The organism is Pseudodesulfovibrio alkaliphilus (assembly GCF_009729555.1).
GTDB classification, from domain to species: Bacteria; Desulfobacterota; Desulfovibrionia; order Desulfovibrionales; family Desulfovibrionaceae; genus Pseudodesulfovibrio; species Pseudodesulfovibrio alkaliphilus.
In genome coordinates this window covers 63,370-76,546 of sequence record NZ_WODC01000011.1, presented here as the reverse complement: position 1 = coordinate 76,546, position 13,177 = coordinate 63,370, and the positions used below count along the sequence as shown (strand labels likewise).

Genomic DNA, 13,177 nt, shown 5'->3' with positions numbered 1-13,177 from the left:
GGTGGTCATGACGTTCTCCTCTTCGGGTTTGGTGAAGCTTAGTAACTCCATCCATACCCCGATCAGGGACGGCATGACCACTTCCTCTTGGAAGGGCCAAGTGTCAGGTTATAACCATCTCACTTCAGAATTATACCACTTTTTGTTCCTTTATGCCAGCCACACCAGGACATGGAATGACACTGCAAGACGTGTCCAGCACAACAAAAAAGCCCTCATTTTGAGGGCTTACGACACTTCTTGGCATGAAGCGATTTTTTAGAATGGCGGAGAGGGAGGGATTCGAACCCCCGGACGGGTTGCCCCGCCTCTGGTTTTCAAGACCAGCGCATTAAACCGAGCTCTGCCACCTCTCCGTGTGAACCGGGCACCCTGTGCGGTGAGCCGTAAACAGGCAACTGGTTGTAGGAACCGGACCAGGGAATGTCAAGAATGAACAAGCGGAATCCATGCGAGATGGTATTTGACATGGAGCGTAGCTTCCCGTATGGGGAAGATGAATATGATATTCAAACAAAACGACCGGATATAGTATGAAAACTCCGCAAGAAGTGTTCGCCGACTTTCTGGCTGACAGGAATCTGAAGACCACGCCCCAGCGGCGTCTCATCCTCGACACCCTGCTTAAGCAGAACGGGCACCTGTCGCCGGAAGAGCTCTACGCCAAAGTCAAGAAGCGCGATAAATCCATCGGGCAGGCTACGGTCTACCGGACGCTTAAGCTGCTCAACGAATCCGGTCTCATTGAGACTCTGGATTTCGCCGACGGCGTGACTCGCTACGAGCCGAGCTACGGCGAGGAGCATCACGACCATCTCATCTGCGAGCGGTGCGGCAAAAATATCGAGATTCTCGACACAGTCATTGAGAACCGTCAGGAACAGCTGGCCGCCGAACATGGCTTTGCCCTGCTGCGGCACAAGATGTATCTCTACGGTCTGTGCGACGAGTGCCGTAAAAAGAAGCAGTAGGTCGGTAACCCCGTCCTACTGCACTCTCTCGAGAAATTCCGCCAGGGAGGCTATCTCCCCCTGCACGGACTTCCACATAAAACCGCCGCCGCCTTGTTCGCCCTCGGCCGTGAATTGAATGCCCATGCCGAGGGAGCCTCCGCCCCCCTTGAAGCGGCTGCGGATCGTCCCTATCACCAAAAAATAGGTAAATTTCCTTGTCTGCGGGTTCCATACGCTCACCCGCAGGACCAGTTGATTCCCCACCGCGATGGGCGGCAGCTGTCCCTTGGGGTTGATGATCAGCAGGCGGATGCCTCCAGCCGAGATATTTTCCACGCTCAAGCGCATTTTGTCCCCGTAGTGCGCGGGGTTGTTCACTGTCTGCAGGTCAGGCTTGACCAGCCAGAAGGATTTTCGCTTGCGTACGTCCCATGCCTTGACGCGCACCGCGCCTTCTATGGCTATTTTCTTTCGGTCGTGTCTGCGTCGGATGATGAAGCGGTAGCGGATGGGCGTGAGCAGCGTCATGTCCTTGATCACAGAGCCGCGCTTCCTTGCGTGGCCAATCAGGGTGATGAAGGAGTTGATCTTGCGGCCCGAGTAGGCAAAAGGTTTGCAAAAGCAGACGACGCGGGTGTTCTTGAGTTTAAGGGTCGTGGGCCGGGTGCTGACCAGCTCAAGCTGCATCCTGCCGCCCATCACGGCCGAAATGCGCGCATTGCAAAGGAGTCTGCCGACGACACCGCCCGAGTAGAGGTAGATGTCGAGCATGACGCCCTTGGAAACGAGATAGTTCTCCACGATGGTCTGACTGCGCCCGGCCAGCAGGCGCGAGAAAAAGCGCAAAATGGCGAATCCCAGGGTGCGGCGGTAATACCAGAAGGCCATGACCATCACCACCGGAGCCACAAAGGTCAGGATGGTCGAAAAGACCTCAAGCATGTCCAGGCGCGACGAGCCGCTGCCAAAGGTGCGCTGCACGTCGCGCAGGTAATCCAGTTGTGCATGAAGATCGAGCATTGTTCCGCCGTATGCGATTCCAAAATAAGGCGGCCCTTGCCGCCAGCCAGAGCCTTGCAATTTCGAGACCTTCGGAATGCCAGGGGTTGACTTTTCCCCTATACGTTTCCCGCGGCCCGATGGCAAGACGCGGCCGGAACTCACATCATCTCGATCCTGAAGAGCCGCTGGGCGCTGTCGGCGTCGAGCCCGTGGAGTGCGTCGAGAAAATGCAGCTGCATGGTGCCCGGCCCGGCGGCCCTGGCCCCTGCTATGGAACCGGCCATGGCCATGCAGGCCATGCCGTGGATAGTGGCCTCAAAGGGGTCCGGGTTGACGGCGGCAAAGGCGGCGCACACGATTGTTGCCGTGCAGCCCAGCCCGGTGACGCGAGGCATGAGCACATGCCCGCCGAAAACCCGGCATTCGCGAACGCCATCCGTGACCATGTCCGACTCGCCGCTGACACAGACCACGCAGCCGCGTTCACGGGCCAGGGCCAGCGCTCCGTTTCGGGCTGCGTCCGCAGAGCGGGTGGAGTCCACGCCTTTGGCTTCCCCGGATTCCCCGGCCAGGGTGAGCACTTCGGAGCCGTTGCCCCGGATGATGGCGGGCCGATGCGCATCGAGCAGGGAAAGGGATGTGGCCGTTCGCAGAGCGGATGCGCCCGCGCCAACAGGGTCGAAAACCACTGGAATGCCCCGGTTGGCCGCGTAGGCCCAGGCAGTGTGCATGGCGCGGATGTCGGGCTGGTTGAGGGTGCCGATGTTGACCACCAGGGCGTGGCTGATGCCTGTCAGCTCGGCGGCTTCCTCTTCGGCGTGGGACATAAGCGGCGAGCCGCCAAGGGCCAGCAGGGCGTTGGCCGTGATGTTGGCGACAACCACGTTGGTGATATTCAGCACCAGCGGGCCAGAACTGCGTATCATTTCAAGATCATGAAGAAATAATTCGAAATCAGCCATGACTCTCTCCAATTGGCCGCTCTTTCTGGCAACAGGATCAGGCTACACCGGCCCCAGGGAAAGCACAACGCCCCGGATGCGGCTGGGCGCATCCGGGGCGGGAATGTGTTGCTGACGGTTTGCTAGCGGGAGGCGCGTTGTCCGCTTCTGCGGCCGCGTTGGGAACGGCGTCCCTGGTTCTCGGCCGGAACGATCCCGTTCCGGGGGCGATTCCGGGGCGCACCGGGTTTTGCCGTGAAGGGTTGGTCATAGTCGAAGCCGTCCACCGTGCGCATCTCCAGGCGGCAGCCGAGTACCCGCTCTATGTCACGGACCACGAGATGGTCGTCGCGGGTGATCAGGCTGAGGGCTTCGCCGGTACGTCCCGCCCGGCCCGTGCGGCCGATGCGGTGGGTATAGGTCTCGGCCGTGTCAGGGGCGTCGAAGTTGATGACATGGGAGATGCGGTCGCAATCAATGCCACGGGCTGCGATGTCCGTGGCGACCATGATGTCGAAATCGCCGCAGCGGAATCCGTCGAGGGCTCGCTGGCGCTGATTCTGGCTCATGTTGCCTTGGAGGAAGGTGGTGTTCAGACCTCGCTGCCCCAGCCGCTTTGCCAGGCTCTTGGCCTTGTGTTTGGTGCGGGTGAAGATGAGTACGCTCTCTCGATCAAGGGAGCCGATGAGGGCCTCGAGCAGGGTAGCCTTGAGATGGTCGGCCACCGGGTAGAATGCCTGGGTCACGCTCTTGACCGGCTCGGTGTTGGCCACCTGCACCCGGGCCGGGTCCACCAGGATGGCGTCGGCCAGCTTGCGGATGTCGGCAGGCATGGTGGCAGAGAAGAGCAGGTTCTGCCGCTTGGCGGGCAGTCGCTCCATGATTCGCTTGAGGTCGGGCATGAAGCCCATGTCGAGCATGCGGTCCGCTTCGTCCAGAACCAGGGTGTCCACCTGGTCGAGCCGGATGTCGCCTTGGCGCAGCAAGGCCAGAAGCCGGCCGGGGCAGGCCACCAGCACCGTCGCCCGGCGGGCGGCGTTGATTTGCGGATTGAAGCCCACGCCGCCGAAGACGCAGGCGCTGCGGATGCCGCTCTGACTGCCGAGGGAATCGAAGGTCTCCTGAATCTGCAGGGCCAGCTCGCGGGTGGGTGCAAGGACGAGAGTCCGCACCGGCCCCTGACCCCGGACGTTGTTGTCAAGCAGCCGCTGGAGAATGGGCAGGGCAAAGGCGGCTGTCTTTCCGGTGCCGGTCTGGGCCAGGCCCATGACATCGCGTCCTTTGAGCACTTCGGGAATGGCCACGGTCTGGATGGGCGTTGGCTTGGTGTAGCCGCAGGACTTGATGCCGGCACCTATGCGCCGGTCAAAAGAAAAAAGATCAAAAGTCACAAGATATCCTAGGGTAAAAGAGAAATTCCACGACGGCGCGTGACGGCTGTCGTTTTCCGGCTGCGCCGGATGGTCATTGCAGGTCTCTGGGACGAGGTGGATCGTATGCCCGATGGGGCAGGGAAGATTTTCGTGCGTCCAGTCACGCTGAGTCGGGCTATATATACGCATCTTGGCAGGGTTGTAAAGGGTCAATGTCAGTCGACACGGCCTGCCTGGGAGAAATTGTACGTCCTTTCCAGATGTTGCATTTGCAGGAGGGACCATGTACCACTCGAAAAATAGGGTGAACCGGAGGGAGTATCATGTATTTCCCGATCGCTGGCATTGAAGTCTCGCCGTGGGTTCCGCCGCTTGTTGCCATGGCGGTCTCCTTTGTCACTTCCATGGGCGGCGTGTCCGGCGCGTTTCTGTTGCTGCCGTTCCAGATGTCCTTCCTCGGCTATGCCGCCCCGTCTGTCAGCGCCACCAACCATCTTTTCAACATCGTGGCCATTCCAAGCGGGGTGCTGCGCTATTTGCGCGAAGGGCGCATGGTCTGGCCGCTGACCTGGATCGTGATTGCCGGAACCTTGCCCGGAGTGCTTATCGGCGCGGTCATCCGCGTCACATGGCTGCCTGACGCCGACAGCTTCAAGCTCTTTGCCGGGGCGGTGCTGCTGTATATTGGCATCAAGATGGTCCGCGACCTGACGGGTCGGGCCAACGGGTCGGCCAAGGCCGAATCGGAGCGCCGCTTCCAGGAACTGGTCAGGGGGCATCGCGGCAAGACCGCATCGGGCGAGCCGCTGCCCGCGGTGCGGACCATCGCCTTCAACCTGCGACGGACCTGCTACGAATTTTACGGCGAACGCCACGATGTGTCCACGCCGGGGATATTCGTTCTGAGTTTCATTGTGGGCATCGTGGGCGGTACCTACGGCATCGGCGGCGGGTCAATCGTGGCACCGTTTTTCGTCACGGTCTTCGGTCTGCCTGTGTACACCGTGGCCGGCGCCGCCCTCATGGGCACCTTCGTCACCTCAGTGGCTGGCGTGGCCTTTTACCAGTTCCTGGCCCGGTTCCACCCGGAGGTGGCCGTTGGACCGGACTGGATGCTGGGCGTCCTCTTTGGCCTGGGCGGCATGGTTGGCATGTACCTGGGCGCCCGCTGCCAGAAATACGTCCCTGCCCACATCATCAAATGGATGCTCGCCGTCATTGTCCTGGGCACGGCCCTGAAATACGGCTACGGAGCGCTGTTTCAGCAATGATGCGGAAAAGGCTGGCTCCTGACCGATAGCACCCGCTGGATGGGATCTTTTTTGTGCGCCGCTTGGCGGGCTTGACGCAACTCCTTGTTGAACATCGTCTCGACTGGAGAAAGCGAGCCATGTCGGTTGCCATGTTCTGCGTGGCTCATTATCCGGCCCGGCGAAGCCCTGGCCACCTGTGGCTCCGCCTTGTGAGGGCGAAGGCGCCCCCTTGATTTGTACCCCTTGCCAAGGATGAGAATGAAAGCTAGCTTCACGACGGCTGTGCTCCTCAGCCTTTAACGATTCTTGAAACCGGGGAGTCAATTGGACCGGCAACATCAGGGCCGGGCATCCCGAGGACGGTTGCACTGATTTTTGACTACAGACAACGGATAAGGACATGGGAACCGCAGAGCTCGTCACCATAGCCATCGCCCTGGCCATGGATGCCTTTGCCGTGGCCATTGCCACCGGGGTGGCCCTCAAGGCCGTTTCCTTTCGCCAGACCTTTCGGCTCTCCTGGCACTTCGGGTTGTTTCAGGCCCTCATGCCGATCATCGGCTGGCATCTCGGGATCACGGTCCGGGAGTATATCGAGGCGTACGACCACTGGATAGCGTTCGTCCTGCTTGGCTACATCGGGTACAAGATGATCCGCGAGGCCTTTGCGGACGAGGATGCTTCCAGGGGAGACCCGACACGGGGCATGAGCCTGATCGTCCTGTCCGTGGCGACGAGCATCGACGCACTGGCCGTGGGGCTTAGTCTCTCGGTGCTGGGAGTTTCCATTTGGTGGCCTTCGGCGGTCATCGGCATCGTTGCCCTGATTTTCACCATGGTCGGCCTCCATGTCGGCAAGACCGCAGTCAGGGCCAAGTGTCTTGGCAAATATGCCGAGATTCTCGGAGGGACCGTGCTCATCGGTATCGGTGTACGCATTCTTTGGGAGCACGGCGCCTTGCCCCTCTGACGACGGCCACCGGCTGTCGTTGGATTCTTCCTTGGGGCATCGTCTTGGCAGCGCCGGGAAGCCGCCGCCAGTCCTGGGGCGGCGCAGATCATCGCGCCCCAAGTCGCGGAGCGCTTGAGGCTGAAAGATATTTTCCGTCACGTCAGAATCGGGAGGGTGGCACGCTGACACTCGGAACCCCGCCTCCCTTTTCCGGGTCGGCGGGGTTCTTGGTTGGCGTCGTTTCCTGGCCGTCAGATCATGGTGTTGATGATGGAGCCCTTGGCGTGGGCACCGAGGACGCTGGTTTGGAAGTCGTAACTTTGGGCCATGCCCGTGCTGTCGTAGGTCGAAGGGCCGGAGTTCATGTAGTCCAGGGTTTTGCTGACAAGGGCCCCTTCGGCGGACGTTTTGTCCACCGGGGCGAAGCCCGAGCCGCCCTGGTCATTCATGTAATCCATGGTCTTCGATACCACGGCAGCGCCAAACGTCTGCTGGTCGAAGGGCGAGAAGCCCCCGAAACCGCCGATTGCCATGGTCATAGTCTACCCTCCCGCCTTTGGGCCGGAAACAACGCCTCTCCATTCGTGTCGAATGGAAATTCACGCCTTGGAGGGATGTTTGTCCGCCGATTCTTCTTGGGAGGGGCGGCGGACAAAATTATCCTCCATCAGTCTTGTCGGTCGAAATCCGTATATCTTTAGATGGGCAGCAAGGAAAATGCGGAGTCATGGACGGGCGGGGAAGCAGGGCGTATTGTCTCGTGCAGGGAGTTCTGTTATGGTTCCCATGCCATTTTGGACTTGCTTCCCGGAACAACTCTCTTGCATAGTCTGTCATTGCGCGTACAGGGCGGCTTCGTGCAGCGCCGGATGTTGCCGCTTGTGCCCTGCGGGGCGAGCAGAATATGGCCATCACGGTCCGGTTGGGGTAACGGCAAACAGTGTTTGTGCGATGCAATCGGCGGACACACAGGAACACGGACGGCGGGCAAATGAAAATATTCAGTGTTTGGGTGGTGTCGTGCATCCTGGCCATGGGCTTGGGGCTGCATGCCGGGCCGGGGAGGGCGGGGGCGGAACCACCGGCCCCGGTCAGCCTTGACCAGGCGTGCCAGGCCATCTCGGGAAAACTGGCCAGCGTCGATTTCGAGGGCTGCCGTCAGAGTGGCCTGCTCTGCACCCATGCCTTTTCCTCAGAGGGATTCCCCCTGCTGCTCAAGGAATACCCGCCCCTGGCGCATCGGGAACCGCAGTCCCGCGTGTTGGTTCTCGGCGGCACCCATGGCGACGAATACTCGTCCATCAGCATTATTTTCAAGTGGATGGAGATTCTTGATGTCCATCATTCCGGCCTGTTTCACTGGGTTTTCGTGCCGCTGCTCAACCCGGACGGACTGCTCAGGGAGAACTCGACCAGAACCAATCATCGCGGCGTGGACATCAACCGGAATTTCCCTTCGCCCCTCTGGCTTGAAGTCGGCTACCAGCGCTGGGTCGATACTGTCAGGCGAAACCCTCGATACTATCCAGGGCCCCAGGCCATGAGCGAGCCCGAGACGCAGTTTCTGGTGGAGCTTATCCAGCGTTTCAGGCCCCATGCCATTATTTCAGTGCATGCCCCTCTCGGACTTGTGGATTATGACGGTCCGGGAACCCCCCCGAAAAGCCTGGGGAGCCTTCCCTTGCGTAAGCTTGGCAACTACCCAGGGACATTAGGCAATTACGCTTCGGATTTTGGTGTTCCGGTGATAACCCTTGAACTGGAATCGGCCGGGCGTCTGCCTTCCCACTCCGAGATTTCCGCCATGTGGCGCGATCTTGTGCGCTGGCTTGTGCATTCCACGCCGCTTCCCTCCTGGGGTGTGATCGAGGCCCACAATCCCGGCCCCTTGCTGGACGAGGCGTTTTTCGCCAAGTAGGGTCACCCGTCTCCGCGTGACAGCCCAATGCGGAAGGAGTAGCATCCGGTCATGGGAGATATGGTAACCATAGTGATTTCGGCCGTGGCGGGCTTGGGGCTGGCCGGACTGGCGGCCTGGAAGCTCAGGGAGCGGTGCGCCCCGTGAGTGTTCATCTATCTCGCCCTCGGCGGAGGTTTCGCCGCGTACTTTCTGCTTGGCCTGTTGCGCTGACTTTGTTCTCTCCCCGGAAGAGGGCGGCAAACTAGCGGTGGTCACTCCCCGGTCTTGACCTCCTCCCAGAGGGCGTTCATGGCCTCCAGGTCCAGCTCGGAGAAGTTGAGGCCGCGCCCCTCGGCCAACTCCTCCATGGCTGCGAAGCGGCGCAGGAACTTCTGGTTGGCGAAATCCAGGGCAGCGTTGGCCTTGATTCCCTTGCGCCTGCCCAGCTCCACCAGGGTGAAGAGATAGTCGCCAAACTCGCGCTCAGCGGCTTCCGCGTCCTTGTTGGTCATGGCCTGAATCCATTCGTCCCATTCGGCTCGCAACTGGGTCTCCACATCCTTGTCGGACTTCCATGTGAAGCTGTTGCGTGCAGCCTTGGCATTGATCCGGTACGCCTTGAGCAGGGGAGGGAGCCCGGCGGGCAGGGAGTCGAAGACGCGCTTGCGGTTGGTTCCCTCGTTTTCCCGGCGTTTGGTGCGCTCCCAGTTGTCCCAGAGCTCCTGGATCGAACCAAAGGTCTTGTCGGCAAAGACATGGGGATGGCGGCGGATCATCTTGGCCGTGCTGTGGCGCAAGGAATCGGCCAGGGTGAAGCTCCCGGAGCGCTCGTACAGGGCGGCGATGAAAAGCAGGATGAAGAATACGTCCCCAAGCTCCTCCATGGCCTCGGCGCTGTCGTTTCGGCGGATGCCGTCGATGAGCTCAAATGCTTCCTCGACAAGATAGTCGCACAGGCTTTGTGGGGTCTGCGCCTGATCCCAGGGGCAGCCGTCCGGGCCGAGCAGGGCGTCGATGACTTCGCGCAACTCCCTGAGTGCCGCCGAGGGGGCGGTGTCGTGTTCGCTCATGGCGTGTGTGTCCTTGCGGAGTGGGGCGGACAGGGTGGTCCGGCCTGGTTATTGGGGTTCGCCTTCTTCCGGCAGGCTCAATGCCTCCCGGGCGGCATCCAGGGTTTCCCGGGCCGAGGGCAGCTCGAATCCCTTGTTCTCAAGGGTCTCGCGCATGGATTCGGGGACCAGGTCTATCACGAGGCCCACCATGTGCTGCGAGCGCGGGGCGATGGTCGATTCCTCGAGCCAGGAGGATTCCGGAGCGAACGCCTGGATGAAGATCAGGAAGATCAGCCCCACCATAATGCCCTCAATGAGGCCGAAGACGCCGCCCGCAGTCCGGTCTACCCAGCCGAGCAGGGAGATGTCCAGCGCTGTTCTGAGGAGCTTGGCCAGCGCCCAGAAAAGGATCACCGTGCCGAGAAACACGCAGACGTAGGCCAGTCCGTCCACGGTCATTTCGTTTTTGATGTACATTTGTAGATGAGGCACGAGCAAGTGCTGATACCTCGAGGCGAGGAATATGCCGAGGACGATCGCTGAAAGCGAGAGCACCTCGCGAACCAAGCCTCTGAACAGGCCGCGAACGAGAAAGATGGCGGCTATGCCGATGAGCAGAAAATCCAGAAAATTCATGTGTGCCACCTTGACGGTTGTGTCGGTGCCCTCTCTGCAGATGGGACTAGCAAACTGCCGGGGAAATGTGAACCGGGGGAAGCGTTTTTTTTCCGGCGGTCGCCGTCTATTGTCGGTGCGGGCTTGTGTCGGCAACGGAACTCGGCTAACTGATACGACCAACCGTACGAACATTGCAAAGGGAGGAGTGGATGCTGGTCCACAAGACCGAATGCCCGGGCCTTTTCATTCTGGAGCCGCGAGTTTTTCAGGACGAGCGGGGTTTTTTCCTGGAGAGCTACAGCCGGGAGGTTTTCCGGAAGGTTGGTATAGACTGCGAATTCGTGCAGGACAACCATGCCTATTCACGCGACACGGGCGTGATGCGCGGTTTTCATTTTCAGCTGCCGCCCTTTGCCCAGGCCAAGCTGGTGTGGGTCTCCCGAGGGGCTGTGCTCGACGTGGTGGTTGACCTCCGCAAGGGGTCTCCCTCCTTTGGCAGGTGCCAGCATGTCATCCTCAGCGCCGCCAACTTCAAACGGATGTTCGTCCCCAAGGGATTCGGCCACGCCTATGTGACCATCATGCCCGACACCGAGTTCCAATACAAGGTGGACGCCCCCTATCGTCCCGACCATGAATGCGGCATTGCCTGGGACGACCCTGACATCGCCTTTGACTGGACTCCCGCCCTGAACGGAAGAACACCCATATTGTCCGAAAAAGACCGCAGGCTCGGCTTCCTGGCCCACTTCGATTCCCCCTTCATTTACGAGGAAAACTGATATGCCCGATGCCAATACCGGGACAGGATTCGCCGAGGAATGCCACGCCATCATCCTGGCTGGCGGGTCCGGCACCCGGCTGTGGCCCCTGAGCCGCAACCTGCTGCCAAAGCAACTGCTGGTGCTTGGAGGCAAACTGACACTGCTCCAGCAGACCGTGCGGCGCGTGCTGACCGCCTTTGCGCCCGGCCGAATCTGGGTGGTGACCAACGAGGAGCATCTCTTCGAGGTGCGCAAGCAGGTGGCGACCATAGATGAGGGGCTCGCCGGGCAGGTGCTGTCCGAGCCCTTGGGGCGCAACACCCTCCCCGCCATCATGCTCGGTCTTGACCGGGTTGTGGGCGACAATGAAAAGGTGCTGGCCGCCGTGTTTCCCTCGGATCACCTCATTGGCAATGGCGATGCCTGGATCGCCGATCTTCTCAAGGGCGCATGCCTCGCGACGCGGGGGCGGTTCGTTACCTTTGGCGTTGAGCCATCCAAGCCGGAGACGGGCTACGGTTACATCGCCCTTGGCGAGTCGCTGGAGGAGGGCGTGTTCGGCGTGGAGGGGTTTGTGGAAAAGCCCGACTTGCCAACGGCGCAGGGGTTGCTGCGAGATGGAAATCACCTCTGGAACAGCGGCATGTTTCTGTTCCGGGCCAAGGATTTCCTGAAACAGGTGGCCCGGTGCCAGCCCGGCCTTTGGGATTGGTGGATGGCCAGGGCGGAGCGTCCGCTTGTTCAGGGCTATCGTGATATACCAAATATTTCAGTTGATTATGGCGTTGTCGAAAAGATCGACAACATCACCGTTGTCCGCGCCTCCTTTGAGTGGGACGACCTGGGTAGCTGGGAGGCCATGTACCGGCTGGGCGACAAGGACGAAAACGGCAATGTGATCATGGGCGACGTGCTGGCCATGGATTGCCGCGACTCGCTGCTCATCAGCCAGGGTGGCAAGCTTGCGGCAGTGGGGCTTGAAAACATGATTATGGTCCAGACCCGTGATGCGACCTTGAGTTGTCCCATGCGACAGGTGCAGTCCGTGCGCGGCGTGGTGGATGCGCTCAAGGCCGAGGGTAGCCGCTTGGTGGAGAGCCATCCCACCGTGGTCCGCCCCTGGGGCAGCTACTGCGTTTTGGAGGAAGGGCCTCACTACAAGATCAAGCGTATCCAGGTGAACCCCGGTGCGCGCCTGAGTTCGCAGATGCACCATCATCGCAGCGAGCACTGGGTCGTGGTGGACGGCACGGCCGAAGTGGAGGTGGACGGCGAGGTCAGGATCATGGTCGAGAACCAGTCCGTTGACATTGCCAAGGCCTCGCAGCACAGGTTGGCCAACCCGGGCAAGGTCCCCCTAGACATCATCGAGATCCAGAGCGGCCCGTATCTCGAAGAGGACGATATTGTCCGTTTCGAGGATGTCTATGGGCGGGTGAAGAAATAATTTCCATCAGCTTTTTGCCATGAAGCACAGGGATATGATTGGTGTTTTCCGTGTCCGGTAGATCGTGAAAATTTTCATATTCTCTTGACATAAAATCAATCCGTGCCGTATGGGTTCGTTGTTCAATAGGTGTGATTTTCACTTAAACTTTAGAGTGATGGGGCGAGGTTATGGAGGAAAGAAAATCATCGAAACGGTGTGGAGGGGTTCTCCCTTTCATCATCGGCTTCCTGGCCACATGTATTTTGGGGTGGGCTGTCATCCCCGGTCTGTTCTTCACCAAGGTCGAACAGCCGCTTCGGTTCAGCCATGCCATCCATGTGGAGGATCAGGGCCTGGACTGTGACAGCTGCCACTATTTCAGGGATGACGGGTCCTTTTCCGGATTCCCCACCAACGAGTCGTGCGAGGACTGTCATTCGATTGATCCCGAGGAGGCGATGGAAGCCATCGCCGAGGCGGGGATCGATCCCAATGACTACGAAGCCATCATGCAGGCCAAACTTGATGTCATTGAGGACAGCATTCTCTCCGCGTCCGAGGAGGATATTCAGGCCGAGCGCGAATACCTCGTCAAGTACCTCATTCAGGGCAAGGAAGTGCCCTGGCTGAATTACCAGTTCCAGCCCGACAACGTGTACTTCTCCCATCAGGCCCATGCCGGACTCGACATTGCCGAGCTGGCATCGATGAAGAACGAGCTGGCGCGGGTGGTTGACAAGTCGGTGTTCGACGAGCCGGCGGAGCAAAACTGCAATCTGTGCCATCTCAAGGATGTCCACACGAGCAACGACCTCCCGCCCTTTGAGCGGAACATTCTGACCGGCTACAGCAAGATGACCATGAAGATGTGGAAGTGCGAACGGTGCCACGCTCTCATGGGCCAGTCCAACGCCTGCTACACCTGCCACAAGTAAAGGGG

The 13,177-nt window shown here is 60.0% G+C and carries 14 protein-coding genes and 1 tRNA gene; 8 read left to right on the top strand and 7 right to left on the bottom strand.

The features are described from left to right. On the top strand, positions 1-262 hold a 262-nt coding region (locus tag GKC30_RS15055; RefSeq protein WP_231117202.1), incomplete at its 5' end, for a hypothetical protein. 2 nt (positions 263-264) lie between these two features. Here GKC30_RS15055 and GKC30_RS13980 read toward each other — a convergent pair. Continuing rightward, positions 265-356: transfer RNA gene (locus GKC30_RS13980), tRNA-Ser, on the bottom strand. A gap of 177 nt (positions 357-533) precedes the next feature. On the opposite strand from GKC30_RS13980, the gene GKC30_RS13975 reads away from it, so the two are divergent. Continuing rightward, positions 534-971 (top strand): Fur family transcriptional regulator, encoded by a 438-nt coding sequence (locus GKC30_RS13975; protein ID WP_155935594.1) that lies wholly within the window; start codon positions 534-536, stop codon positions 969-971. Positions 972-986: 15 nt separating this feature from the next. Here GKC30_RS13975 and GKC30_RS13970 read toward each other — a convergent pair whose 3' ends face one another. From GKC30_RS13970 to GKC30_RS13960, 3 genes are all read right to left on the bottom strand, one after another. Beyond that, complete coding sequence (locus tag GKC30_RS13970) at positions 987-1,973, bottom strand: hypothetical protein (RefSeq protein ID WP_155935593.1); 987 nt, start codon at positions 1,971-1,973, stop codon at positions 987-989. A 140-nt stretch (positions 1,974-2,113) separates the two neighbouring features. Continuing rightward, complete coding sequence (gene thiM, locus GKC30_RS13965) at positions 2,114-2,917, bottom strand: hydroxyethylthiazole kinase (RefSeq protein ID WP_155935592.1); 804 nt, start codon at positions 2,915-2,917, stop codon at positions 2,114-2,116. Positions 2,918-3,039: 122 nt separating this feature from the next. Next, a complete protein-coding gene (locus GKC30_RS13960; protein WP_367614152.1) occupies positions 3,040-4,287 on the bottom strand; it encodes a DEAD/DEAH box helicase in 1,248 nt (415 codons plus the stop codon). A gap of 305 nt (positions 4,288-4,592) precedes the next feature. Between GKC30_RS13960 and GKC30_RS13955 the strand changes: the two genes are divergently transcribed. Beyond that, a complete protein-coding gene (locus GKC30_RS13955) occupies positions 4,593-5,540 on the top strand; it encodes a sulfite exporter TauE/SafE family protein (protein WP_155935590.1) in 948 nt (315 codons plus the stop codon). Positions 5,541-5,922: 382 nt separating this feature from the next. Next, positions 5,923-6,492, top strand: coding sequence for a manganese efflux pump MntP (locus GKC30_RS13950; protein ID WP_155935589.1), 570 nt, complete (start codon positions 5,923-5,925; stop codon positions 6,490-6,492). A 233-nt stretch (positions 6,493-6,725) separates the two neighbouring features. Here the strand turns inward: GKC30_RS13950 and GKC30_RS13945 are convergent, their stop codons facing one another. Beyond that, complete coding sequence (locus GKC30_RS13945) at positions 6,726-7,013, bottom strand: hypothetical protein (protein ID WP_155935588.1); 288 nt, start codon at positions 7,011-7,013, stop codon at positions 6,726-6,728. A 452-nt stretch (positions 7,014-7,465) separates the two neighbouring features. Here GKC30_RS13945 and GKC30_RS13940 point away from each other — a divergent pair, with 452 nt between their 5' ends. Continuing rightward, a complete protein-coding gene (locus tag GKC30_RS13940; RefSeq protein ID WP_155935587.1) occupies positions 7,466-8,392 on the top strand; it encodes a M14 family murein peptide amidase A in 927 nt (308 codons plus the stop codon). 254 nt (positions 8,393-8,646) lie between these two features. Here the strand turns inward: GKC30_RS13940 and mazG are convergent, their stop codons facing one another. Both mazG and GKC30_RS13930 read right to left on the bottom strand, forming a co-directional pair. Further along, the gene (gene mazG / locus GKC30_RS13935; protein ID WP_155935586.1) at positions 8,647-9,444 is read right to left on the bottom strand and encodes a nucleoside triphosphate pyrophosphohydrolase; all 798 of its coding nucleotides are present in this window, start codon (positions 9,442-9,444) and stop codon (positions 8,647-8,649) included. 48 nt (positions 9,445-9,492) lie between these two features. Then, a complete protein-coding gene (locus GKC30_RS13930) occupies positions 9,493-10,062 on the bottom strand; it encodes a CvpA family protein (protein WP_155935585.1) in 570 nt (189 codons plus the stop codon). Between the two features lie 191 nt (positions 10,063-10,253). Between GKC30_RS13930 and rfbC the strand changes: the two genes are divergently transcribed. The 3 genes from rfbC (at position 10,254) to GKC30_RS13915 (ending at position 13,172) form a co-directional block, all read left to right on the top strand. Further along, a complete protein-coding gene (gene rfbC / locus GKC30_RS13925) occupies positions 10,254-10,826 on the top strand; it encodes a dTDP-4-dehydrorhamnose 3,5-epimerase (RefSeq protein WP_155935584.1) in 573 nt (190 codons plus the stop codon). A 1-nt stretch (position 10,827) separates the two neighbouring features. After that, the gene (locus GKC30_RS13920; protein ID WP_155935583.1) at positions 10,828-12,255 is read left to right on the top strand and encodes a mannose-1-phosphate guanylyltransferase/mannose-6-phosphate isomerase; all 1,428 of its coding nucleotides are present in this window, start codon (positions 10,828-10,830) and stop codon (positions 12,253-12,255) included. Positions 12,256-12,425: 170 nt separating this feature from the next. Next, complete coding sequence (locus tag GKC30_RS13915) at positions 12,426-13,172, top strand: cytochrome c3 family protein (RefSeq protein ID WP_155935582.1); 747 nt, start codon at positions 12,426-12,428, stop codon at positions 13,170-13,172. The last annotated feature ends 5 nt before the right edge of the window (positions 13,173-13,177 follow it).

What these genes read in the sequence shown, in the direction of transcription:
- GKC30_RS13975 (WP_155935594.1), top strand. Translation starts at nt 534, where the DNA reads ATGAAAACTCCGCAAGAAGTGTTCGCCGACTTTCTGGCTGACAGGAAT.
- GKC30_RS13970 (WP_155935593.1), bottom strand. Translation starts at nt 1,973, where the DNA reads ATGCTCGATCTTCATGCACAACTGGATTACCTGCGCGACGTGCAGCGC.
- thiM (WP_155935592.1), bottom strand. Translation starts at nt 2,917, where the DNA reads ATGGCTGATTTCGAATTATTTCTTCATGATCTTGAAATGATACGCAGT.
- GKC30_RS13955 (WP_155935590.1), top strand. Translation starts at nt 4,593, where the DNA reads ATGTATTTCCCGATCGCTGGCATTGAAGTCTCGCCGTGGGTTCCGCCG.
- GKC30_RS13950 (WP_155935589.1), top strand. Translation starts at nt 5,923, where the DNA reads ATGGGAACCGCAGAGCTCGTCACCATAGCCATCGCCCTGGCCATGGAT.
- GKC30_RS13945 (WP_155935588.1), bottom strand. Translation starts at nt 7,013, where the DNA reads ATGACCATGGCAATCGGCGGTTTCGGGGGCTTCTCGCCCTTCGACCAG.
- GKC30_RS13940 (WP_155935587.1), top strand. Translation starts at nt 7,466, where the DNA reads ATGAAAATATTCAGTGTTTGGGTGGTGTCGTGCATCCTGGCCATGGGC.
- mazG (WP_155935586.1), bottom strand. Translation starts at nt 9,444, where the DNA reads ATGAGCGAACACGACACCGCCCCCTCGGCGGCACTCAGGGAGTTGCGC.
- GKC30_RS13930 (WP_155935585.1), bottom strand. Translation starts at nt 10,062, where the DNA reads ATGAATTTTCTGGATTTTCTGCTCATCGGCATAGCCGCCATCTTTCTC.
- rfbC (WP_155935584.1), top strand. Translation starts at nt 10,254, where the DNA reads ATGCTGGTCCACAAGACCGAATGCCCGGGCCTTTTCATTCTGGAGCCG.
- GKC30_RS13920 (WP_155935583.1), top strand. Translation starts at nt 10,828, where the DNA reads ATGCCCGATGCCAATACCGGGACAGGATTCGCCGAGGAATGCCACGCC.
- GKC30_RS13915 (WP_155935582.1), top strand. Translation starts at nt 12,426, where the DNA reads ATGGAGGAAAGAAAATCATCGAAACGGTGTGGAGGGGTTCTCCCTTTC.